The organism is Stenotrophomonas hibiscicola ATCC 19867 (assembly GCF_000382065.1).
GTDB classification, from domain to species: Bacteria; Pseudomonadota; Gammaproteobacteria; order Xanthomonadales; family Xanthomonadaceae; genus Stenotrophomonas; species Stenotrophomonas hibiscicola.
Window position 1 is genome coordinate 148338 of record NZ_KB907499.1, and the last position, 19129, is coordinate 167466.

26 protein-coding genes are annotated in these 19129 nt (G+C 65.6%); 8 read left to right on the plus strand and 18 right to left on the minus strand.

Features of this window, described 5'->3' with window-relative positions; translation table 11 throughout:
- Nucleotides 1-8: 8 nt before the first annotated feature.
- Genes G370_RS0105565 through G370_RS1000000121225 form a run of 4 tightly spaced genes read right to left on the minus strand, consistent with a single transcriptional unit; the run spans nucleotide 9 to nucleotide 1115 of the window.
- A complete protein-coding gene (locus G370_RS0105565; protein ID WP_005416560.1) occupies nucleotides 9-290 on the minus strand; it encodes a hypothetical protein in 282 nt (93 codons plus the stop codon).
- Between the two features lie 5 nt (nucleotides 291-295).
- On the minus strand, nucleotides 296-511 hold the full coding sequence (locus G370_RS0105570) for a hypothetical protein (RefSeq protein ID WP_019659700.1): 216 nt from the start codon (nucleotides 509-511) through the stop codon (nucleotides 296-298).
- A 60-nt stretch (nucleotides 512-571) separates the two neighbouring features.
- Nucleotides 572-841, minus strand: a complete 270-nt coding sequence (locus G370_RS1000000121220) for a hypothetical protein (protein ID WP_080112500.1) — start codon at nucleotides 839-841, stop codon at nucleotides 572-574.
- A 58-nt stretch (nucleotides 842-899) separates the two neighbouring features.
- Complete coding sequence (locus G370_RS1000000121225) at nucleotides 900-1115, minus strand: hypothetical protein (RefSeq protein WP_080112501.1); 216 nt, start codon at nucleotides 1113-1115, stop codon at nucleotides 900-902.
- A 153-nt stretch (nucleotides 1116-1268) separates the two neighbouring features.
- Here G370_RS1000000121225 and G370_RS0105580 point away from each other — a divergent pair, with 153 nt between their 5' ends.
- On the plus strand, nucleotides 1269-1550 hold the full coding sequence (locus G370_RS0105580) for a hypothetical protein (protein ID WP_019659702.1): 282 nt from the start codon (nucleotides 1269-1271) through the stop codon (nucleotides 1548-1550).
- Here G370_RS0105580 and G370_RS0105585 read toward each other — a convergent pair.
- Together G370_RS0105585 and G370_RS0105590 are read right to left on the minus strand one after the other, a co-directional pair.
- Entirely contained in the window at nucleotides 1547-1867 is a 321-nt protein-coding gene (locus tag G370_RS0105585) for a hypothetical protein (protein ID WP_019336574.1), read from the minus strand. The genes G370_RS0105580 and G370_RS0105585 overlap by 4 nt on opposite strands.
- Before the next feature lie 79 nt (nucleotides 1868-1946).
- Nucleotides 1947-4598 (minus strand): excinuclease ABC subunit UvrA, encoded by a 2652-nt coding sequence (locus G370_RS0105590; RefSeq protein WP_019659703.1) that lies wholly within the window; start codon nucleotides 4596-4598, stop codon nucleotides 1947-1949.
- 177 nt (nucleotides 4599-4775) lie between these two features.
- Between G370_RS0105590 and G370_RS0105595 the strand changes: the two genes are divergently transcribed.
- The 3 genes from G370_RS0105595 (at nucleotide 4776) to G370_RS0105605 (ending at nucleotide 5850) form a co-directional block, all read left to right on the plus strand.
- Nucleotides 4776-5054 (plus strand): hypothetical protein, encoded by a 279-nt coding sequence (locus tag G370_RS0105595; RefSeq protein WP_019659704.1) that lies wholly within the window; start codon nucleotides 4776-4778, stop codon nucleotides 5052-5054.
- A 122-nt stretch (nucleotides 5055-5176) separates the two neighbouring features.
- Nucleotides 5177-5431: a hypothetical protein gene (locus tag G370_RS0105600; protein ID WP_019659705.1), complete on the plus strand. Its 255-nt coding sequence runs from the start codon at nucleotides 5177-5179 to the stop codon at nucleotides 5429-5431.
- Nucleotides 5428-5850: a low affinity iron permease family protein gene (locus tag G370_RS0105605; RefSeq protein ID WP_019659706.1), complete on the plus strand. Its 423-nt coding sequence runs from the start codon at nucleotides 5428-5430 to the stop codon at nucleotides 5848-5850. Before G370_RS0105600 ends, G370_RS0105605 begins: the two co-directional genes overlap by 4 nt.
- A gap of 30 nt (nucleotides 5851-5880) precedes the next feature.
- Here G370_RS0105605 and G370_RS0105610 read toward each other — a convergent pair whose 3' ends face one another.
- Nucleotides 5881-7371: an FAD-dependent oxidoreductase gene (locus G370_RS0105610; protein WP_026346985.1), complete on the minus strand. Its 1491-nt coding sequence runs from the start codon at nucleotides 7369-7371 to the stop codon at nucleotides 5881-5883.
- Between the two features lie 224 nt (nucleotides 7372-7595).
- Here G370_RS0105610 and G370_RS1000000121230 point away from each other — a divergent pair, with 224 nt between their 5' ends.
- Nucleotides 7596-7916, plus strand: a complete 321-nt coding sequence (locus G370_RS1000000121230) for a hypothetical protein (protein ID WP_233652830.1) — start codon at nucleotides 7596-7598, stop codon at nucleotides 7914-7916.
- On the opposite strand, the gene ligD is transcribed toward G370_RS1000000121230, so the two are convergent.
- Together ligD and G370_RS1000000121235 are read right to left on the minus strand one after the other, a co-directional pair.
- Nucleotides 7834-10383, minus strand: a complete 2550-nt coding sequence (gene ligD / locus G370_RS0105620) for a DNA ligase D (protein ID WP_019659709.1) — start codon at nucleotides 10381-10383, stop codon at nucleotides 7834-7836. The two genes, G370_RS1000000121230 and ligD, sit on opposite strands and share 83 nt — an antisense overlap.
- 13 nt (nucleotides 10384-10396) lie before the next feature.
- Entirely contained in the window at nucleotides 10397-10573 is a 177-nt protein-coding gene (locus G370_RS1000000121235; RefSeq protein WP_019659710.1) for a DUF3606 domain-containing protein, read from the minus strand.
- A gap of 248 nt (nucleotides 10574-10821) precedes the next feature.
- Between G370_RS1000000121235 and G370_RS0105630 the strand changes: the two genes are divergently transcribed.
- Complete coding sequence (locus G370_RS0105630; protein ID WP_019659711.1) at nucleotides 10822-11319, plus strand: YciE/YciF ferroxidase family protein; 498 nt, start codon at nucleotides 10822-10824, stop codon at nucleotides 11317-11319.
- A gap of 39 nt (nucleotides 11320-11358) precedes the next feature.
- Here G370_RS0105630 and G370_RS0105635 read toward each other — a convergent pair whose 3' ends face one another.
- Genes G370_RS0105635 through G370_RS0105645 form a run of 3 tightly spaced genes read right to left on the minus strand, consistent with a single transcriptional unit; the run spans nucleotide 11359 to nucleotide 13317 of the window.
- Nucleotides 11359-12093, minus strand: a complete 735-nt coding sequence (locus G370_RS0105635; RefSeq protein WP_019659712.1) for a DNA-formamidopyrimidine glycosylase family protein — start codon at nucleotides 12091-12093, stop codon at nucleotides 11359-11361.
- Nucleotides 12086-12853 carry a DUF72 domain-containing protein gene (locus G370_RS0105640; protein WP_026346986.1) on the minus strand — a complete coding sequence of 256 codons (768 nt, stop codon included), beginning with the start codon at nucleotides 12851-12853 and terminating at the stop codon, nucleotides 12086-12088. The genes G370_RS0105635 and G370_RS0105640 overlap by 8 nt, the downstream gene beginning before the upstream one ends.
- Nucleotides 12850-13317, minus strand: coding sequence for a BLUF domain-containing protein (locus tag G370_RS0105645; RefSeq protein ID WP_019659714.1), 468 nt, complete (start codon nucleotides 13315-13317; stop codon nucleotides 12850-12852). Before G370_RS0105645 ends, G370_RS0105640 begins: the two co-directional genes overlap by 4 nt.
- Nucleotides 13318-13620: 303 nt before the next feature.
- Between G370_RS0105645 and G370_RS0105650 the strand changes: the two genes are divergently transcribed.
- Nucleotides 13621-13944, plus strand: a complete 324-nt coding sequence (locus G370_RS0105650) for a KGG domain-containing protein (RefSeq protein WP_019659715.1) — start codon at nucleotides 13621-13623, stop codon at nucleotides 13942-13944.
- A gap of 121 nt (nucleotides 13945-14065) precedes the next feature.
- On the opposite strand, the gene G370_RS0105655 is transcribed toward G370_RS0105650, so the two are convergent.
- The 3 genes from G370_RS0105655 to G370_RS1000000121870 form a co-directional block, all read right to left on the minus strand.
- The gene (locus tag G370_RS0105655; protein WP_019659716.1) at nucleotides 14066-14974 is read right to left on the minus strand and encodes a manganese catalase family protein; all 909 of its coding nucleotides are present in this window, start codon (nucleotides 14972-14974) and stop codon (nucleotides 14066-14068) included.
- 39 nt (nucleotides 14975-15013) lie between these two features.
- Nucleotides 15014-15535, minus strand: coding sequence for a ferritin-like domain-containing protein (locus tag G370_RS0105660; RefSeq protein WP_019659717.1), 522 nt, complete (start codon nucleotides 15533-15535; stop codon nucleotides 15014-15016).
- A gap of 156 nt (nucleotides 15536-15691) precedes the next feature.
- On the minus strand, nucleotides 15692-16108 hold the full coding sequence (locus G370_RS1000000121870) for a hypothetical protein (RefSeq protein ID WP_019659718.1): 417 nt from the start codon (nucleotides 16106-16108) through the stop codon (nucleotides 15692-15694).
- A gap of 132 nt (nucleotides 16109-16240) precedes the next feature.
- Between G370_RS1000000121870 and G370_RS0105670 the strand changes: the two genes are divergently transcribed.
- Nucleotides 16241-16633 (plus strand): response regulator, encoded by a 393-nt coding sequence (locus tag G370_RS0105670; protein WP_026346987.1) that lies wholly within the window; start codon nucleotides 16241-16243, stop codon nucleotides 16631-16633.
- A gap of 13 nt (nucleotides 16634-16646) precedes the next feature.
- Here G370_RS0105670 and G370_RS0105675 read toward each other — a convergent pair whose 3' ends face one another.
- The 3 genes from G370_RS0105675 to G370_RS0105685 all read right to left on the minus strand — a co-directional run bounded on the left by G370_RS0105675 (nucleotide 16647) and on the right by G370_RS0105685 (nucleotide 19002).
- Nucleotides 16647-17045: a BLUF domain-containing protein gene (locus G370_RS0105675; RefSeq protein WP_026346988.1), complete on the minus strand. Its 399-nt coding sequence runs from the start codon at nucleotides 17043-17045 to the stop codon at nucleotides 16647-16649.
- Between the two features lie 285 nt (nucleotides 17046-17330).
- Nucleotides 17331-17828: a hypothetical protein gene (locus G370_RS0105680; protein WP_019659721.1), complete on the minus strand. Its 498-nt coding sequence runs from the start codon at nucleotides 17826-17828 to the stop codon at nucleotides 17331-17333.
- Nucleotides 17829-17838: 10 nt separating this feature from the next.
- Nucleotides 17839-19002 (minus strand): zinc-dependent alcohol dehydrogenase, encoded by a 1164-nt coding sequence (locus tag G370_RS0105685; protein ID WP_019659722.1) that lies wholly within the window; start codon nucleotides 19000-19002, stop codon nucleotides 17839-17841.
- Nucleotides 19003-19129 lie beyond the last annotated feature (127 nt).

The following is a 19129-nucleotide window of genomic DNA, read 5'->3' on the forward strand; positions in this document are numbered from 1 at the left end:
GCCGCGCCTCAACCGTCGCCGGGGTGACGCCCTGCCAGGCTACCCATCGTGAAGGCGTAGCCCGCCTCCTCCAGCAACGCTCTCATGCGCAGCTCCACACGCCGGGGAGAAAGCAGGCTGTTGGGCGCGTACAGGGCATAGACGTAGCCTGCGCCGTCGATGATCTCGCGGCGCACGGCGCACTCATTGGATTCGGCAGCCTCGGACCAGACGGACATCAACCTGGCGGGACTGATGGATTGGCCGTTGCGAAGACGGAAGAACAGCCAGCGCACTCCCAGGGAACGCATCGGATTCAACCTAGCCATTGCGAACCCCCGATGCGCCGGAAAAGGTCCCTCAGGACCTCTGGATCCAAGCGTGGATGCTCGTCTTTCGAAGAGCGCGGAAGGTCGATGCGTGCGGCGCCGTTCACCAGCGCGGGCAGATCGGACTGAAGGTCGATCCACCACCCCGCGGGCAGCCGGAGCCCCGTGCCCGTTCTATCGTAGATGCAGATCGGAAAAGTCATGGCGTTGCTCCTGGATGACCCGAGCATACGCCTGCGCGATGTCAGGTGTGGATGCGACGCCTAGGAAGATGCCGCATCGGCGCGCTTTGCGCATTCGAATACGTGTGCTTCGTCCTGCTGGACCCTGCGGAACGACTCCAGCCAGCCGAACGCTGCGCCACGATTGTGAATCGTTTCGCCAAGCCTTCCGGTCAGGCATCGTACGCACTCCATCCCGCCAGGACTGGGCGCATCGCAGCAACGGCATTGCGCCATCGTCGTCGTTCTCTCCGGGCGGCACTGGTACATGATCTTGGTCATCAGGCTGATCGCCTGGCTTTGCGAGGACATGCGCGCTCCCTGTCTGCTGCGCGGAAGCAGCCGCGCGGCGCGCGGCTCCTCCTGTTCCTCAGCGGCGGGTATCGCCGCCGAGACCGCCCTTCTTTTCATCCGCTGGCTTCGGGCTCTCGCGATCCTTGTTGTCCTGCTGCTGTTGCTGTCCTTGCTTGCCGGGCTCCTCCCTGCCGGGTTCGCCCCCCTCGCCCTGCCCCTGCTGTGCAGGCTGTTCTGCTTCAGCGGACGCGTTGGAGCGGTCATTCCTGTTCTGTTCGGGGACGCTGTTCATTTCGATTCTCCGCCGCAGCAAGTCTGCTGCCGATTGACTGTGGGCGTGTCGCCGTTACGGGAACGTACGGGGACGCGTCCCATATGAACAAGGGTCATGAACAGGCCCGCAGCAACAAGCGTGTACAGTGGAGTTTCGAAAAGGGGTAACGCCATGATCCATGGAAGAAGCAAGCACGTTGTCGACGTCGAGCGCGAGCTGGCCCACTGGAAAATCGCGTTCAACCTGGGCGCCCTGCCCGCGATGAGCTTCCGATATGAAGTGGCGCCCGTTATCCGGCTTGCCTGCGATATCTATGTGAGAGATCCGCATGGCACCCGGTCGGCATGGATGGACGATCTGCAGGGCAGGCTTGCGAAGCGATCGAGCCTGCGCGGCCATCCTGGCGCAGCGGAGATTGCCGATCGGTGCTGGTCCCTGCTTGGCTGCGCCTAGGCGCGGCTGGCTGCGTGATTCCGCTCGCGCATCAACTCATCATTCAGTACGTGGACAATGGACATCACCGCGTCGGCAAGTCCACGGGAATCGCTGATGGATCCGTAGAAGTAGATCCTGGCGCCTTCAATGCGAACATCCGCCAGCTGGAGCTGGGACGCCAGGGCCCTGCACTTGATGAGGAACATCTCTGTCCAGCGAGCGCCCGGCGCCAGATCCAGCAGCGCGGTGATGGCTTCGTCGGTGGATGCGTCTACACGCTCATGCAACAACGGGACATCGAAGCCGACGATTCTTGGGAGCATGGAAGCGTTCACCTGACCATCCTCTCGCTGATGGGCGCTGCGAGTACTCCCACAGTACAACAGAATGCATGCAGCCCCAGATGAGATGGCGTCAGCTGGCCAGCCCCAGCTCGCGCGCAAGGAACGGCGCAGTCCTGCTTCGCTTGGCGCGGGCCACCTGTTGCGGCGTGCCCTTCGCCACGATGGTGCCACCCGCGCCGCCTGCCCCTGGCCCGACATCAATCACCCAGTCCGCCTGTGCGACAGAACGCATGTCGTGCTCGATCATCACCACGGTGTTGCCAGCCTCCACCAGCCGTTGCAGCTGCGCCAGCAACCTGTCCGCGTCCGATGCATGAAGGCCGGTGGTGGGCTCATCCAGCACATACAGCGTGCGCCCGCGCTGGCTGCGCTGCAGCTCTGTGGCCAACTTGATGCGTTGCGCCTCGCCACCTGAAAGTTCGGTGGCTGGCTGGCCCAGCCGCAGGTAGCCCAGGCCGATCTCCTGCAGCAGCTGCAGCGGGCGGGCGATGGCCTCTTCTCCGGCGAAGAACGCATGGGCCTGGTCCACCGTCATCTGCAGGACCTCGGCAATGTTGCGGCCGTTCCACTGCACCCTCAGCGTGGCTTCGTTGTAGCGGGCGCCGTGGCAGGTGGGGCATGGTGCATAGACGCTGGGCATGAACAGCAGTTCGACGCTGACGAAGCCCTCGCCTTCGCAGGTTTCGCATCGGCCCTTGGCCACGTTGAACGAAAAGCGGCCCGCGTTGAATCGGCGGCGGCGCGCGTCGGGTGTCGCGGCGAACAGCTTCCGCACGTGGTCGAACAAGCCCGTGTAGGTAGCCAGGTTGGAGCGTGGCGTGCGGCCGATGGGCTTCTGGTCTACCTGCACCACGCGCTGGATGGCATCCACATCGCCAGCAAGCTGGCCCCGAGTGGCTTCGATCACGGTGGGTCCATCCGTGGGCGCGCTGTCGGCGCTGTCGTCTACCGTCTCGTGCCCCAGGTGCAGCAGCATCAGCTCAGGCAGCGCCTGCGCCATCAGGCTGGACTTGCCCGATCCGGAAATGCCGGTCACTGCGGTCAGCAGCCCCAGCGGTACCTGCGCGTCCACACCGTGCAGGTTGTGGCGATGGATGCCTTTCAGCGCCAGCCAGCAGTTGGCACTGCGCTGCCGGCTGGCTGGCGCAGGCACCTGGTCGAACAGGTACTGCGCCGTGCGCGAATCCTGAACGTTGCGCAGGCCATCCGGCTGGCCACTGTAGAGAACGCGTCCGCCATGCTCTCCTGCCTGCGGGCCCACATCCACCAGCCACTGCGCGCGGCGCATCAGCTCCAGATCATGTTCAACGACAAACACCGAGTTACCGCCGTCGCGCAGCCGTTCCAGCGCGTCGTACAGCGCCTGGCTGTCGGCCGGATGCAGGCCGGCCGAGGGTTCGTCGAGTACGTACAGCACGCCGAACAGCAACGAGCTGAGCTGGGTGGCCAAGCGCAGGCGCTGCAGCTCGCCGGCCGACAGCGTGGGCGTGGCGCGATCCAGCGAGAGATGGCCCAGGCCGAGCGCGCGCAGTTGCCCCACCCGCGCCATGACCCCACCCGCCAGGCGTTGTGCCGCCAAGCGCTTTTCCTCAGACAAGGCTGAGGTCAGGCGCACGTCGGGGGCGCCTTCGTGGGTCGCGCGGCCACTTGCTGCCCGCTTGGCGCGATCGCGGGGCGTTGCACGCCTGCTGGAACGCGCGCCGTGGCTGTGTGCACTGAAGTCGCCCCGCGCGATGGGCTCGAGCAACACCGCCAGCTGGTCCAGCGGCAGCCGCAGGAACTCGCCGATGTCCACGCCTGCGAAGGTGACCGAGAGCGCTTCCGGTTTCAGGCGCTTTCCGTTGCAGGCGGGGCACAGCCTGCCTTCCATGTAGCGCGACACACGCTTGCGCATCAGCGCGCTCTGGGTGTTGGCAAAAGTGTGCAGCACGTAGTGGCGTGCGCCGGTGTACGTGCCCATGTAGCTGGGCTCCAGCTTGCACTTGAGCGCGGCGCGGGTCTCGGCGGGCGTGAAGCCGGCATAGACCGGCACGGTCGGGGTTTCCTCAGTGAACAGGATCCAGTCGCGGTCCTTCTTCGGCAGCTTCTTCCACGGCACATCGATGTCGTAGCCCAGCGTGACCAGAATGTCGCGCAGGTTCTGGCCATGCCATGCCGGTGGCCAGGAGGCGATGGCGCGCTCGCGGATGCTCAGCGATGGGTCCGGCACCATCAGCGCTTCGGTCACCTCGTAGACGTGCCCCAGGCCGTGGCAGGTGCTGCAGGCACCCTGTGGGGTGTTGGGCGAGAAGTCTTCGGCGTACAGCATGGGCTGGTGGGCCGGGTAGGCCCCTGCCCGCGAGTACATCATGCGCACCAGGCTGGACAACGTCGTCACGCTGCCCACCGATGAGCGCGCATTGCTGGCACCGCGTTGCTGCTGCAGGGCGACCGCCGGTGGCAGCCCGTCAATGGCATCCACGTCGGGCACGCCGGCCTGATCGATCAGGCGTCGCGCGTAGGGCGCGACGGATTCGAAGTAGCGCCGCTGCGCCTCGGCGAAGACCGTGCCGAAGGCCAGCGAGGACTTGCCGGACCCCGACACGCCGGAGAACACCACCAGTGCATTGCGTGGAATGGAGACATCGACATTCTTCAGGTTGTGCTCGCGCGCACCGCGGACCTCGATGCAGCCGCTGGCTGCGGCAGCACATGACGACTCGCCAAAGGGAGTGTTGGACATCTCAGCATTCCTGCAATCGGTGGGCGGATCGCGCATGGTGCGCCCGCGGAGCCATTGTCGCCGCTGCGGAGTGAATGGCGCGAGGGCGCCGGAGGCGGGATGTTGTCTTCACCTCCCCTTCGTACGGCGTTGCCCAGCCAGGGGCTAGCGTGGGGTGCCCACACATCGGAGGCCCTCATGCACCCCGACGTACTTGGCTGGGCCGCCACGGCGGTGCTGATGGCAACCCTGATCCGGCAGATGGTGAAGCAGTGGCAGTCGTCCCACCCGGAAGCCGTATCCAGGTGGCTGTTCGCGGGCCAGATGACCGCTTCTGCGCTGTTCACGGTGTACAGCGCGATGCTGGGGAGCGTGGTCTTCGTGGTGACCAATGCGATGCTGCTGTTGACGGCGGCGGTGGGCCAGGTGATGGCGTGGCGCCGCCGCGGCCGACGCCGGGCTCCTCCACCCTGCTGATTGTTAACGCGTGTTGCCCGAAGGTTTACATCACGTTGCCCCACTCTTGATGGGGCCGCTCACAGCGCACTCCTATGCTGGGCCCGCCACCTGAGGGGTGGTGATCAACCTGGAGATGCACCATGCAACGCGACCAGAAAGACCTTCCCCATCCGGACCAGGAGGCACAGCGCCCCGATCCTGTCAGTCCGCTGCAGGCGAGGCTGCACAACCGCCGCAATCATGACGAGGCGCTGCAGGAAACCTTCCCCGCCAGTGACCCGATCTCCCCCTTCGTCGCTGCGCCAACGCCGGAAGAGCAGGACAAGCGCCTCGGGGAGCGGGTCAAACTGCCAGACCGACACACGGATGAGGAGGCCGCGGGAGGTGACCAGTGATCCGGCGCGGTTTCGCCCGTGTCGCGGCCGCGACGGCGCGATTGTCCGGCAGCCTGGGGGCATTCGTCGCAGCGCTGGGGGTGATCATCGCCTGGGCTGCCAGCGGGCCGGCCTTCCACTTCAATGACACGTGGCAGCTGGTGGTGAATACGGGAACGACCATCGTGACCTTCCTGATGGTGTTCCTGATACAGCATACGCAGAACGCCGATACCGCTGCGCTGCACATCAAGCTGGACGAACTGATCCGCGTGAGCAAGGACGCCAACCAGGAGTTGTTGAACCTGGAGTCGATGGAGCCGGCCCATCTTGAAGAGATACGCCAGCGTTACGAGGCACTGGCCAAGACCGCTGCAGACATCAAGTCCAAGAAGGAGCGCTGCATGCCCAGCGATGCGGACGCGGCCGCCGAAGCCTGAGGTCGCGGCTCCGGCGGCTACCTGCGCCTATCACGGTTCTGGTGTGAGGCCCTGCCTGGCAGGGCCTTCCAGCAGCACTCCGGTGGCCGAAAAGCGGCTGCCGTGGCAAGGGCAGTCCCATGTGCGCTCATGGCCGTTCCATTGAACAACGCACTTCAGGTGAGGGCAGAGCGCCGACATGGTGTGCAGGCGCCCGCCCTCGTCGCGGTAGACCGCAGTGCGCTTTCCATCCACGTCCAGCAGTGCGCCGCAACCACGGGCCAGCTCACTGGGCGAGCGCGAGGGCGCCGTGGCAAGCCGATCTCCCACCATGTGCCGCGCCACCGTGGCGTTGGTGCGGGCCCAACCAGAGGCCGAGCGCACCGGGGTGAAACGCATGGGGCTGAGCAGCTGCTCGATCTCGCTGGCCGTGCCGATGATTCCCTCGGTGATCGCGCGCGCGGCCACGCCTGCCCAGGTCAAACCGTCCGGCCCATAGCCGGTAGCGACCCACACATTATCGTGCGCGCTGCTGCCGATATAGGGGAGCTGGTCGGCGGGCCGGAATTGCTGCGCCGACCAGCACAGCGGCCCGCCCTGCACGTTGAAGTTGCGGCGCGCGTCGGCGAGCAGATGTCGGGCCGGATCCACCGCTGGCGTTTCCCCGGTGCGATGTGTTTCGCCAACCAGCACAAGCCAGTCGCGGCCATCAGCGCCGTGTACCCCGCGCAGTGAGCGCTGCCGGTCGGCGATCCAGTGAATGCCGGCCGCAGGTGGGTTGGCAACCTGTACCGCCATCCCGTACTCGCGGTACACCTCCATCTCGGCCTGCACCAGGTTGAAGCCTGCGGGCGAATGCGTAGCCAGCACGAACTGCCTGGCCTGTATACGGGCGCCATCGGCTGTCGCAACGCCGGCGGATGCCTCGATGCTGCTGATCCGGGTCCAGTCGTGGATGCGCACGCGACCGGCCAGATGAGCCGCCAGTTGCCTGCAGAACGCCGCCGGATCCAACTGCGCCTGGTCGGGAACACGGAAAGCGTGGCCCAATGCAAACGGCAGCCCGGACTGCCGGTGTTCGCACTGCAGGCCGACGCGCTGATAGGCCTGCAGCTCACGCTCGAACTGCGCGGTGACCTCGCGGGTGCGCTCCTGCACACCGTACTGCATGACCACGCGTTCGAAGCCACAGCGCAGATCATAGCGATGAACCAGGGTTTCGATGGACCGCAGCGCCTGCTGCCGCCACTGTACGACACGGGTGGCCGTGTCACCGCCCCAACGGGAGACCAGATCGGCCAGCCGGGAGACGGGCGCGTAAAGATTGCCGGTGGACATCACCGTGTTGCGCCCACCGATGGGCCCCGCATCGACCACCAGCACATCCAGCCCGGCATCGGCCAGGCGGGCCGCTGTCAACAGGCCGGTCATGCCGGCGCCAACCACCAGCACGTCCGCCCGCGTGGTTCCGGCAAGTGGGCGAAAGCTGTTCGAATCGCTATCACGGGACCATAGGCTGGCGCGCAGTAACGGGTCGGTCATGAAATGCACCCTTGCAGAGTCAGCTGGAAGCCTTCCCTGATACGCCGCCGGGGGTGAAACAGCCGTGGTGCGGCCGTGCAGAAAATCCTCACACACGTAGCCGTAGCGATGCCGAGCAGGGGGTGGGTGAACATCGCGTAGACGGCACGCCTGCGTCCGCTGTGCGGCCCACAACACCCTCCTTGCGGTGCGGTTGCCAGCTTGCCCGGAAGGCGGAACCCGCAGTGAGCACGCACCTGGAGCTCGACCTGATCATCGCGCAACTGGAGGAAATGCTGCCGGAATGGGCGGCGCTCTACCCCGAGCAGCAGTTCATGCGCATGCTCGCCGAAGCGCTGGACTACATTGCTGCCAGTGCGGACCCGGAGGCCCGGCTGTACTGCGTGATGCGCACCGGGCACCTCCATCTGTGCAGCGGAGAGATTCCGTGGCCGGCGGGCTATGGAGGCCCCTGGCCGTTTGCTACGGGTCTGACTGCGCCCATCGCGCGAGATTCTGTTTCACTTGCCCGATGCCGGCCCACGGATCCTTGCGGCGTCGTTTGAGCTTTGCCGGCACATCCTTGATCGTGAACCCGTCGGCGCGCTTGAGTTTTGACAGATCACTCCATGCAATCGGCAGCGCCACCGGTGCCCCCGGCCTGGCCCGCAGCGAGTAGGACGCGACCGCCGTTGCACCGCGCCCATTGCGCAGGTAGTCGACGAAGATCCGCTTGTTGCGCAGGCTTTTGGTGGCCGTTGCCACGAACCGCTGGGGCTCGGATTGCGCCAGCGCTTCGGCGAAGCCTCTGGCGAAGCGCTTGGTCAGGTCCCAATCACATCCCGGATCGAGCGGCACGACCACGTGCAGGCCCTTGCCGCCGGATACCCGCAGGAACGACTCCAGTTCCAGCTGCGCCAGCAGTTTGCGGATGTCGGTGGCCGCTTTCCTGACCTCGGCAAAGGGAACGTCAGGTCCTGGATCCAGATCGAACACCACCCGGTCGGCCTTGTCGGACGTTTCGGCGTGGCTGCCCCACGGGTGGAATTCCAATGCGTTGAACTGCACCAGTTCCAGCAGGCTGGCCGGGTCACGCACCACCAGGTAATGCGCGTTTACCCCGCTTTCTTCCTTGAGCTTTACTGCGTCGACCAGCTCCAGCCCGGCCGTATGGTGTTTCTGGAAGAAGCAGGGCTTTGTGGCGCCACTGGGGCATCGGATGATCGAGAGCGGGCGGTCAATCACCTCGGGAAGCAGGTGCTCCATCACTGCCGTGTAGTAATCCCACACGTCCTGCTTGGTGTAACCGTCGCCGGGGAACAGGATCTTGCCCGGCGAGGACAGCGATGGCGGCGCGCGATCCGCCACCGGTGCCAGCCTGGTCTTGCGCGCAGGCCGCGGGGGTGCCGGTGTGCGCGCCGCCGCCAGGGCCGTTCCAGCGCGATCGGAATCGGCGAGGTCGGCGATATCCTTGTCCGCGCGCACTGCCTTCAGCGACGCCTGGCGCAACAGCTTCTGCCCGCCGATCCCGCGGTAGAAGACCTCCACCACGAATCGCGGCTCGAACCAGGTCGCAGCGCGCAGGTCGGTGTCCTGGGTGGGCACGTACGCGGTTGGCTTGCGGCCGCCGCCGCCCTTGATGCGCTTGCTGATGTCGCCGATCAGCTCGTCCGAGAACCCGGACCCCACCCGGCCGGCGTAAAGCCAGCCGTGCTCCGCATCTGGACGGGCCAGCAGCAGCGCGCCGAAGCCGGCACGGCTGCCTTTGGGTGCGGTGTAGCCCACCACCGCAAACTCGTCGCTGGCCAGCTGTTTGGTCTTGCGCCAGTCATCACTGCGGCCGCTGTGGTAGCTGCCGTCGGCGCGCTTGGAAATGATGCCTTCGAAATGCTGCTCACCGGCCAGGCGATAGGCCTCGTCGCCATCGCCCTGCACATGGGAACTGAACGCCAACGGGCTGCCCTGCCCTTCCAGCAAGGACTGCAGCAAGGCCTTGCGCTCCAGGAGCGGCGCATCGGCGACGTCCACGCCATCAAGATGCAGCAGATCAAACAGGGCATACGTCAGCACGCCCTGGCGCTCGCCGGAGAGCGTGGCCTGCAGCAGGTTGAAGTCCTCCTTGGTGCCGGCGCCGGCGATGAGCTCACCGTCCAGTGCGGCTGAAGTCAGGCCCAGCGCCGCCACCGCGTCACGTATCTCGGGGATCTTGCCGGTCCATTCCAGTGCATTCCGGGACCACAGCTGCACCTTGCCCTTGGCGACCGTGGCGAGGATGCGGTACCCGTCCCACTTGATCTCGTGGACCCACTGCTCGCCCTGGGGCGGCGCGTCTCCCAGCTTGGCCAACTGCGGTTCGAATGGACCGGACGGCGCTGCGGCCTTTCTTGCCTTGCTGAGCGCCAGCGCCTTCTTCGCCCAGTTCGTTCGTCGGATGCGCTTGACGGGTACCACGGTGAGCCGCTTCTTCGCGCTCTTGCCGGCCCCGGCCCGCTTCAGATCCTCCGCTGGCGCTTCAGCGACATCCGCCAGCAGATCGTCTGCCTCGATGTCGCTGGCGAATTCGTCGTCATCCTTGAACAGCAGCCACTGCGGTTGGCGCGCCGGCTTCCCGGAGCGGACCAGATGCCATCCGCCCTTCAGTTTGGCGCCGAACAGTTCGAAGCGCAGATGGCCCTTGGCGAGCTGGGCTTCCGGGTCGCCCTGCGTCGCCCACACGCCATGGTCGAACTGGGCCACATGGCCACCGCCGTACTGGCCTTTGGGGATTTCGCCTTCGAAGGCCGCATAGTCGACAGGATGATCTTCCACCTCCACCGCCATGCGCTTGACCTTCGGGTCGTAACTGGGCCCCTTGGGCACGGCCCAACTCTTCAGCGCGTCCCCTACCTGAAGGCGGAAGTCATAGTGCCTCCGGCTGGCATGGTGCAGCTGCACCACGAAAATGGCGCGTTGCCCTTTCGGTAGCGCCTTGCCCGGCTCGGGCTCCTTGGTCTTGTCAAAACTGCGCTTGCGGCGGTACTCGACCAGGGACATGGGCAACTCCGCGCTATTTTCCCAGATGCTTGCGGACAGCAACGACGGTGGGTCCGACCGCCGCCACAGCAGCACGAAGTTCCTTGGCGGACACGCCCAGCGTGGTGGTCCAGTACTGCAGCTCGTAATCTTCGTTGACGTTGATGCGATCCCGGTCCGGGCGGCCGGTCTTCTGCTTGTCATCGCTCATGGGAGTCTCCGCGCGTGGTCGGGCGTGAAGTGACCGTACCGCCCGGTGCATGGGCACGAGGCGATGCCATTGTGAAGCCATGGCGAAGGCCTGGCGGCACCGGCGCCAACCCGCAGTGGCGGATCCCGCATCGTGAAGGGCACGCGCACGGTTCGCGTGGACCTTCACATGCCGCCTTCACCTGGCACCTGCCTGATCGCAACCGGGAAGACCCTACGCTGATCGCTCCACTCACTGCGGAGCCCAGTATGGCTATCAAGACGGCGGAAGACCTGTTCATCCACGAACTCTCGGATATCTACAGCGCCGAGAAGCAGCTGACCAAGGCCCTCCCACGCCTGGCCCGTGCGGCCGAGAATCCGGACTTGGCCACGGCGTTTGAGACGCACCTGGAAGAGACCCAGGGCCAGATCGAACGCATCGACCAGGTTGTCGAGATCCTGGGCATTCGCCTGAAGCGCATCAAGTGCGCGGCGATGGAGGGCCTGGTGGAGGAAGGCAAGGAAGTGATCGACAGCATCGACAAGGGCCCTGTGCGGGATGCTGCGCTGATCGGCGGCGCGCAGAAGGTCGAGCATTACGAGATTGCGTCCTACGGGACCATTGCCGCGCTGGCCAAGCAGCTGGGCTACAAGGACGCCCTGCCGCTGCTGCTGGAGACGCTTGAGGAAGAGAAGGCCACCGACGAAAAGCTGACCCTGCTGGCCAAGGGCGGCGGCAACGCCAAGGCCGCGCAGGCCGCCTGATCGGCGCGCCTTGGAACCCGGCTGCCACGGACGGCGGCCTCAGTGCCTGTAAAGCACCTGATCATTGGGGCAGAAGAACGTGCGCCGCCGCGTGGTCCCCATGTAGAGCTTGCTGATTGGGCCACCGCACAGGGGACAGACCTTCTTCGTGTGCACCTGCCAATGCTTCTTCAGCTCGAAGCGCCGCTTCCATTCCAGGAAGTCGAAGCTGTAGGCGCGCGCCTGTTCGATCAGCGCGGTAAGCCTGCGTGGCGGCAGGTCGCCCAAGCGGGTGGCGGGGTGCACGCCTATACGGAACAGCACCTCGTTCTTGATGATGTTGCCCACGCCGGCAAAGACCGTCTGGTCCAGAAGCGCATCGCAGACCATGACTTCCGGCATTGCCTTCAGCTTGCGCCGGGCCAGCGTCGGATCCCAGGCATCGTTCATCACGTCCGCGCGCCAGTCGTAGACGTCGTCCAACGGCTCGTCGATCAGCCGCACGGAACACGCATAGAAGTTCAGCTCGCCATTGTCGAACAGCAGGGATACACGCGCCGGGGTTGGCTTCCGTTCGTCGATGCGCCAGCTGCCGAACATCATCAGATGGATGCGCAGTGTGTGGCGGCTGAATTCCAGCAGGAAGTGCTTGCCCCAACTGTGGACCGCCTTGACCCTTCGGCCCTGCAGCGGCGACAGGTCGATGCGGCTGTTTCCGGAGACGGTGCGGACCACGTGCCCTTTGAAATGGCTAGTGGCTTCGCGCAGCAGTACGATGGAAGGACCTTCAGGCATGGGCGTTCTCCTGCAGCAGCGCCTGCAGGCGCAGTGCGTTGCCGGTGGCATGGCCCAGTGCTGTATTGTCCAGTACGAACCAGGCCGGCCGTTGCGCATCAGCTTCGCGCCGCAGCCCTTGCGCCAGTTCCGCCAGGGCCTGTTCGCTGTACACACTGCGATAGATCTGCGGCTGGCCGTGCCAGCGCCAGTAGCTCCACGCACGATCACCGCCGGGAACCGCTGCCGCCGGCACACGTGCCGGATCTGCGGCTACCCGTGCAACGCCATGCGCGCTCAGCAGCGCATCCACGTCCGCCGTGAACCAACTCGGATGCCGCGGCTCGCACGCTACATCGGCCTGCGTGCGCGCGCGAAGGCCCCGCAGGAAGGCTTCGGCCGTGGCCGTGTCGTACACCAGGCTGGGCGGCAGCTGCAGCAGCAACGGACCGAGCTTTCCACCCAGCTCCAGCACGCCCTCAAGGAACTGTTCGAGCGGCTGCATTGCATCGCGCAGCCGACGCTCATGGCTGATCTCGCGCGGGAGTTTCACCGCGAACCGGAAGCCCTCTGGAACGCTCGCCGCCCATCGCGCGTAAGTCCTGGGCTGGTGCGGTCGATAGAAGGAAGAGTTGATCTCCACCATCGACAGGCGTGTGGCATAGCGCTGCAGTAGGCTGTCGCCCGCGCCGAACGCTTCCTGATCCGCCCGCGGCAGCGACCATCCCGCACAACCGACGCGTGGTGGGCCGGACGCAACCGGGGCGGCTGTGGCCTTCATCGTGCCAGCTGCCCGTCTGGTTCGATGATGCCACCCGCGCTTGCTTCCGTCTGCGATTGCGAAACCGACAGTAGTCGATCCAGGGCACTGGTGCCCGACTGCAGCGCCGACGCGCTGCGCACGAATCCGGTCCAGTCGGAAATGGCGATCTTTCCCAGCGCGAGCTCATCCACCCGCACGCTGCGCATCCGCCAGCGCGGAAACTGTCGGCGACCCACCCTGCCCCGGTTCAGTTCGACGATTCCGCTGTGGCTGCTTGCAGCCAGAATGCGCGTGTACACCGCCTTGACCCCTGCCTCCGGGCCTTCCAGGTACTGCAGGAAGCGCGAGCCATCGAACAGCAATGTGCCGGTGACATCGGCGGACTCGTTGAACTGCACCGCCTCCGCCACGAGTTGCTGCAGCCGCTGTTCCGTCAGGTTGCGGGAGGCTTCACTTACATAGGCAATCGCTCTGAAGGGCATGGCACCACCGGTTGTTGCAGACCGCTCTACCTTAGCCACACCGATCGTACGCGCGGTGAGACCGGTGTGGAGGCTGCGTCGAACTGTGGCGTGTACCTTCCGCATCGCGTTGACGCACGGTTGGGCCGCGGAACGTGTGTCTGCCACTGTGCGCACGCGTGCAGGGATGTTCGTGGAGGCCGGATGAGGAATCAGAGCCTTCCGGATGACGCGACGTTGGCGGTCGTGCCACCGCCGTCTAGCGCCGGATCTGGAAGATGGTCGCTGCCGCCAATGAGGCGGCTGAGCCCAAGGAGACTTTCCATGGCCAACCAGAACCAGAACCAGGGCACCAGCAACCGCGGTTTCGCTTCGATGGACGAGGACAAGCAGCGCGAGATCGCCGCCAAGGTCGGACGTGCCGCGCACGAGTCAGGCAACGCCCATGAATTCAGCTCGGAAGAAGCACGCGAAGCCGGCCGCAAGGGCGGCGAAGCAGTGAGCCAGGACCGCCAGCACATGGCTGACATCGGCCGCGAAGGCGGCCAGAACAGTCGCGGTGGTGGCAACCAGGGCGGCAACCAGGGCGGCGGGCAGCAACAGCAGGAACGCGGCGGCGGCAACAACCGCGGTGGCCAGCAGCGCTGATCGGCGCTGAAACCCGTTGCATCCCTTCGTGGGCGGACGTGATGTCCGCCCACTTTTGTACGCCCCACGCGGCTCAGGGGCGTTGCAACCGGAGCGCCGCGAACGGGCGCCCCGGCTTCTTTCACGGCTCGCGTGGCGGCAGGTCCAGTGCACCTGCACCCGGGCCTGCCCCCAGCTCGGCCCCGGTGGCCGGCCGCGCTTCCGGGTCGGAGAGTGTGCGCAGGGTCATGGCCTGCACCGCCGCTTGTTCGCGCGGGTCCAGGTCCACCGTGCCGCCGCCGTCGCCACCATCCACAGCGGCCTGTGCGTCGCGGTCGCTGACCCGCTCCCAGAGCTCGCCGCTGTTCCAGCTGCCCTGCAGATCGTCGGCGCCGTCACCCTGCGACATGTCCATGTACAGATCGGTGAACGCCGGATCCCCCGGCAGCTTGCCCGGTGGGAAGTTGGGCTGGATGCTGTGCAACGCTTTCTCGAACGACTTCATGTGCGCGATCTCGCGGGTCATCAGGAAGCGCAGCGCATCCTTGATGCCCGGGTCGTCGGTAACGTTGATCAGGCGCTCATACACCAGCTTGGCGCGCGCTTCGGCCGCGATGTTCGAGCGCAGGTCGGCGGTGGGGTCGCCGATCGAGTCGATGTAGGCGGCTGTCCACGGCACCCCGCTGGAATTGACCAGCGCGGGGCCTCCGCCGTACAGGATCTGTTCGGTGTGGCTGGTGCTGTTCTGGCCCAGCAGCCGCATGTCCTCGGCCTCGGCAAGCCCTTCGGACTGGATCGCCTTGGGCCCACGGTTGAGCATGGCGATGATGGTGCCGATGATCTCCAGATGACTGATCTCCTCGGTGGCGATGTCCATCAACAGGTCCTTGCGCCCGGGATCGCATTCGCCAAGTCCCTGGGTGAAGTAGCGCATCGCGGCGGCCAACTCGCCCTGTGGGCCGCCGAACTGTTCAAGCATGAGGCTGGCGAGCTGCGGGTTGGATTCGCGGACGCGCACGGTATACATCAGTTTCTTGTGATGAAAGAACATGAGGGCTTCTCCGGTGGCTGGTGTGGGCTGGCTTAGGGGTCAACGCTTGGCTTGGGCGCCGGGCGTTTCGTCACGGTTGAGGAACGCTCCGACCAGCCCGTCCTGGTGGTCCTCCAGCCAGCGCGCCATGGCAACCTCTTCCTGCAGGATCTGGCCGCACACCGCCGCAATGTCGGGCGCGCCGGCGCGCTCGGCAGCGATCACCAGCGCCCTGTACGTGGCGATCTCGGTGTTCTCAAAGCCGAATGAAAGGCCCACGCTCTTGACCACCTCGTCCTCCATCAGCGTGTTGCCGGCGGCGTGGATGGCGGCGGTCATGCTCGCGAACAATCCCTTCGCGGTGGGCACGCTTCCTCCCAGCGCCTCAATGCACTGCCGCAGTGAGGCAGACTGCCCCTGCGTCTCCTGGACGTGCTGGCTGATGCGTGCGGCAAGCTGGGGATAGTTCTCGATCCGCGAAGCCATGGCCTTCATCATGGTCTCCGCTTCCTGTTCCATGGCGTACGCGTCCTGCAGCCACTTCAGCAGGCGCTCGCTTCGGGCGGTGTTCTGGTCTGCCATCTCGATCTCCGGTGCGGGGCGACATGCCTCCGGAGACCATCGTGGAGCGAGCGCAATCACCGCGTTGTCGGGCGATGTGAGCCGCCGCAGGTTGGCATTGCACGCAGCGCTGATGCAGCGATAACATCCGCACCCCGGACTGGACCCGGGGCGCCCTCAGGTCGCCAGGGCGCTCGATGCGACCGCGCCCGCCCTGGGGCCCCGGGGGCGGGTGTTCGAAGCGCCCCCGCCGTCCGCCGCCATCACGGCCTGCATCACGCGGTGTTGAGCGCGGTGCCCACCCCCGTCCACGCCCACGACATAGACAAAACGGCCATCAAATTTGGCCTGTGCGCCTTCAAGGGCATCGTCGGCCTGCAATGCCCGCTTCAGCGACTTCATCCATGTCCGTTCAGGCGTACGGTCCAGTTCCACGACAATGGCGGCGCCGCCACAATCGAGCGGCATGCACTCGATACGCAGCACGCCTGGAGAGGCCGCTTCGTTTCCGGATAGAGGCATGACAGAAACTCCGATACAGGGGTCGGCGGCAGTATCCACAGCGCATGCCAAGAAGCCGTCAACGAAATCCATAAGGCCCTCCACGCCTCCTCCACGAGGTTGGTCACGCGCGCAAGGCTTCGCGCCGGACTGACAATGCGCACGCAGGATCTTGATGCAGCACAGCAGAAACTCGTGTTCCCAGGACAACACAGGCATGTACGCATGCAATCCGCAATGAGCCAGCGCAGATGCAACCTGCTGCTGGTGGAAGACCAACTCGACCTGGCCGCACTCATGGAGCACGCCCTTGAGGACGTCGGTGATCAGGTGACGCATGCCTACAGCGTGTTCGACGCTCTCGGGCTGCTGGACACCCAGCGATTCGACGGCGCCGTGCTCGATGTCGAACTTCGCGACGGTGTGGTCTTTCCCGTCGCTGATCGCCTGGCAGAACTCGGCATCCCCTACCTGTTCGTCTCTGCGGTCTACGACCAGTTGGTGCCGCAGCGCCACCGGCGCGCAGCCTTCGTTGCCAAACCGTTCCATGTGAGTCAATTGCAGGACACGGTTCGGCGCGTGCTGGGCGATACCTGCGCGCAGCCGCCCCCGCATTGAATCCATGCAACCGTCACCCCAGGTGCGGGGCTACCACCAGGCCCAGCTGGCGCAGCGCGCCACCACGGGAGAGGCCATCCCAGTTGCCGTGCGCGACGCTGCGGATCTCGGAGGCCTCAACCCACAGCAATCGCATCGACCAATAGGGAAAGAACCTGCCGGAAACCCTGCCGCGGCCCAGTTCGATCAGCTCGCGATGGCTGCGGGCACTGAGAATGCGGCTGTACACCACGTTGATGCTGTCTTCCGGCCCCTCGATGTACTGCAGGAAGCGGAGCCCGTCATAAAGAAGCACACCCGTAACGCCGGCTTCAAGGTTGAAGCGGGCGGTGGCCCTGGCGAGGTCATCCACATGGTCCATGGAAAGCCCCGATGTCGCCTCACTTGCGTAGGCGACTGCACGGAGGGGCACATTCGTTCCTTCTGGCGCAGGAAAAAATTTCCTGCACTTCAATGATCGCCGCGCTGATGTAGGCAGGGATGAGGTGTTCAATCGCCGGGCTACCAGTGCCCTCCCCGAGCTGCACGCTGCGATAACGCGTCGGCAGGCGGGAGCTTCTGCGCTCCCGCGCCGAGCGGTTCAGCGCCAACAGCGTTCACGGCTGTAGATGGTAATGGGCGCAGGCGCCGGCGGCCACATCACTCGGCTGGAAGCGTGGCCTGCCCATGAATACCCTGTGCGGTGATCCTCACCCGGTCAGCGCGGGCGCCTCGCTCTCGCCCTCACGCACTGGAGAAGCTCCCACAGCCAAGGCAGCACCACCAGGCCAGACGCCGGCAGCAGGACCCACCACCAGATCCCGGGTGCTGCCGGTTCCACACTGAGCGACCATCGAGGATGGGCCTGCCAGGCCACCCAGGCCAACAGGACCCACGGCGCGGCATCCAGCACACTGTGCACATGCTGCTCCGCCGGACTGATGCGTCTGCGGCCGTCTGCGCTGACGGTGTCCAGGTAGCCGGCGATTGCGTGAGCAATGACCAGAAGCGCCAGGAGCGTGACCAGCGACAACGTGTTTTCCAGCAGCAGCCACGCCAGCACGCCGCTGCCGATCAGAAGCAGCTGCACCCCATGCAACAGGCTTTCGCGCATCGCGGAGGTGTGTGGAAGGTCGGTCCGGCGGTGAAAATGGAAGTCCAGCGAACCGGCCACCAACCACAGTGTGTACACACAGCCCACGACAATCGCACTCATGGCGCCACGCTCACGGTGTCAGAACGATCTTGCGGCAGTCGTCATCCTTGGCATCAAACATCGCATAGCCCTGCGCTGCATCGGCCAGGCGCATCCGGTGCGAGATGATGTCACCCGGATCCAGCTTTCCTTCCAAGATGGCGTCGAGCAGCTCCGGCATCAGTCCCTGCACGTGGGTCTGCCCCATCTTGAACGTCAAGCCCTTGTCGAACGCGTCACCCAGCAGGAAACCGTGGATGAAGCCGGCATAGACACCGGGGATGCTGACAACGCCGCCGCGGCGGGCCGCGGCGATGCACTGCCGGATCGCCACCCCGCTGCTGCCTTCCAGTTTCACGGCGGTCAGCGCTGACTCCAGCGCACTCCCTTCGGCCTCGAAGCCTACGGCCTCGATGCAGGCGTCTGCGCCCCGCCCGCTGGTCTGGGTCAGGATGTAATCGGCCGGGTCCTCGATCTCCCTGAAGTCGATGGGGGTCACCCCGTAGGCGCGACGCGCGTAGTCAAGGCGGTAGCGAAGATGGTCCACCATGAAGATGGTCTCGGCCCCCAGCAGTCGGCAGCATGCTGCGCTCATCAGCCCCACCGGCCCGGCACCGAAGATGGCCACCGTCGAGCCGGGCTTGACCCCAGCGTTCAGCGCGGCCTGGTAGCCGGTGGGCAGGATGTCCGAAAGGAACAGAACCTGCTCGTCGGCCACGCCTTCCGGGATGCGCAGCGGGCCTACATTCGCCTTCGGCACGCGTACGAATTCGGCCTGCCCGCCGGCCACGCCGCCATACAGATGGCTGTAGCCGAACAATGCGGCCGGAGGCAGTATGCCCTTCTGGTTCAGTGCGGCGCCCTTGCCCGGATTGGTGGTCTCGCAGGCGGCATACTCGGCCAGCCGGCAGTGGAAGCACTCGCCACAGGCAATCACAAACGGAATCACCACGCGATCACCGGGTTTCACCTGGGTCACGCCGCTGCCGACCTCTTCCACCACGCCCATGAATTCGTGGCCCAGCACATCGCCATCGTGCAGGTCAGGAATCTTGCCCCGGTACAGGTGCAGGTCCGAACCACAGATGGCGGTGGCGGTCACCCTCAGGATCAGATCATCCTCGGCCGCCAGCACCGGGTCCGGCACGGTCTCGACGCGCACATCCCTGCGGCCGTGATAGGTCAATGCCTGCATCGCGGTTCTCCAGAAAGATCGGAACACCAGCATCGCAGGGCAGTCCCCCCGCTGCGGTGACATCCGGGTGTGCGCGGCGTTCATTCCGCGGCGCCGTGGCGTTAACCCGGCGCGGTGCAGGCTTCAG

Coding starts and splice junctions, on each gene's coding strand:
- G370_RS0105640 (WP_026346986.1), bottom strand. CDS start 12,853: ATGAAGGCCACAGCCGCCCCGGTTGCGTCCGGCCCACCACGCGTCGGT.
- G370_RS0105635 (WP_019659712.1), bottom strand. CDS start 12,093: ATGCCTGAAGGTCCTTCCATCGTACTGCTGCGCGAAGCCACTAGCCAT.
- G370_RS0105595 (WP_019659704.1), top strand. CDS start 4,776: ATGCACCCCGACGTACTTGGCTGGGCCGCCACGGCGGTGCTGATGGCA.
- G370_RS0105590 (WP_019659703.1), bottom strand. CDS start 4,598: ATGTCCAACACTCCCTTTGGCGAGTCGTCATGTGCTGCCGCAGCCAGC.
- G370_RS0105655 (WP_019659716.1), bottom strand. CDS start 14,974: ATGTTCTTTCATCACAAGAAACTGATGTATACCGTGCGCGTCCGCGAA.
- G370_RS0105610 (WP_026346985.1), bottom strand. CDS start 7,371: ATGACCGACCCGTTACTGCGCGCCAGCCTATGGTCCCGTGATAGCGAT.
- G370_RS0105650 (WP_019659715.1), top strand. CDS start 13,621: ATGGCCAACCAGAACCAGAACCAGGGCACCAGCAACCGCGGTTTCGCT.
- G370_RS0105660 (WP_019659717.1), bottom strand. CDS start 15,535: ATGGCAGACCAGAACACCGCCCGAAGCGAGCGCCTGCTGAAGTGGCTG.
- G370_RS1000000121220 (WP_080112500.1), bottom strand. CDS start 841: ATGTCCTCGCAAAGCCAGGCGATCAGCCTGATGACCAAGATCATGTAC.
- G370_RS1000000121235 (WP_019659710.1), bottom strand. CDS start 10,573: ATGAGCGATGACAAGCAGAAGACCGGCCGCCCGGACCGGGATCGCATC.
- G370_RS0105600 (WP_019659705.1), top strand. CDS start 5,177: ATGCAACGCGACCAGAAAGACCTTCCCCATCCGGACCAGGAGGCACAG.
- G370_RS0105570 (WP_019659700.1), bottom strand. CDS start 511: ATGACTTTTCCGATCTGCATCTACGATAGAACGGGCACGGGGCTCCGG.
- G370_RS1000000121225 (WP_080112501.1), bottom strand. CDS start 1,115: ATGAACAGCGTCCCCGAACAGAACAGGAATGACCGCTCCAACGCGTCC.
- G370_RS0105685 (WP_019659722.1), bottom strand. CDS start 19,002: ATGCAGGCATTGACCTATCACGGCCGCAGGGATGTGCGCGTCGAGACC.
- G370_RS0105670 (WP_026346987.1), top strand. CDS start 16,241: ATGCAATCCGCAATGAGCCAGCGCAGATGCAACCTGCTGCTGGTGGAA.
- G370_RS0105680 (WP_019659721.1), bottom strand. CDS start 17,828: ATGAGTGCGATTGTCGTGGGCTGTGTGTACACACTGTGGTTGGTGGCC.
- G370_RS0105565 (WP_005416560.1), bottom strand. CDS start 290: ATGCGTTCCCTGGGAGTGCGCTGGCTGTTCTTCCGTCTTCGCAACGGC.
- G370_RS1000000121870 (WP_019659718.1), bottom strand. CDS start 16,108: ATGGATTTCGTTGACGGCTTCTTGGCATGCGCTGTGGATACTGCCGCC.
- G370_RS0105645 (WP_019659714.1), bottom strand. CDS start 13,317: ATGCCCTTCAGAGCGATTGCCTATGTAAGTGAAGCCTCCCGCAACCTG.
- G370_RS0105630 (WP_019659711.1), top strand. CDS start 10,822: ATGGCTATCAAGACGGCGGAAGACCTGTTCATCCACGAACTCTCGGAT.
- G370_RS0105580 (WP_019659702.1), top strand. CDS start 1,269: ATGATCCATGGAAGAAGCAAGCACGTTGTCGACGTCGAGCGCGAGCTG.
- ligD (WP_019659709.1), bottom strand. CDS start 10,383: ATGTCCCTGGTCGAGTACCGCCGCAAGCGCAGTTTTGACAAGACCAAG.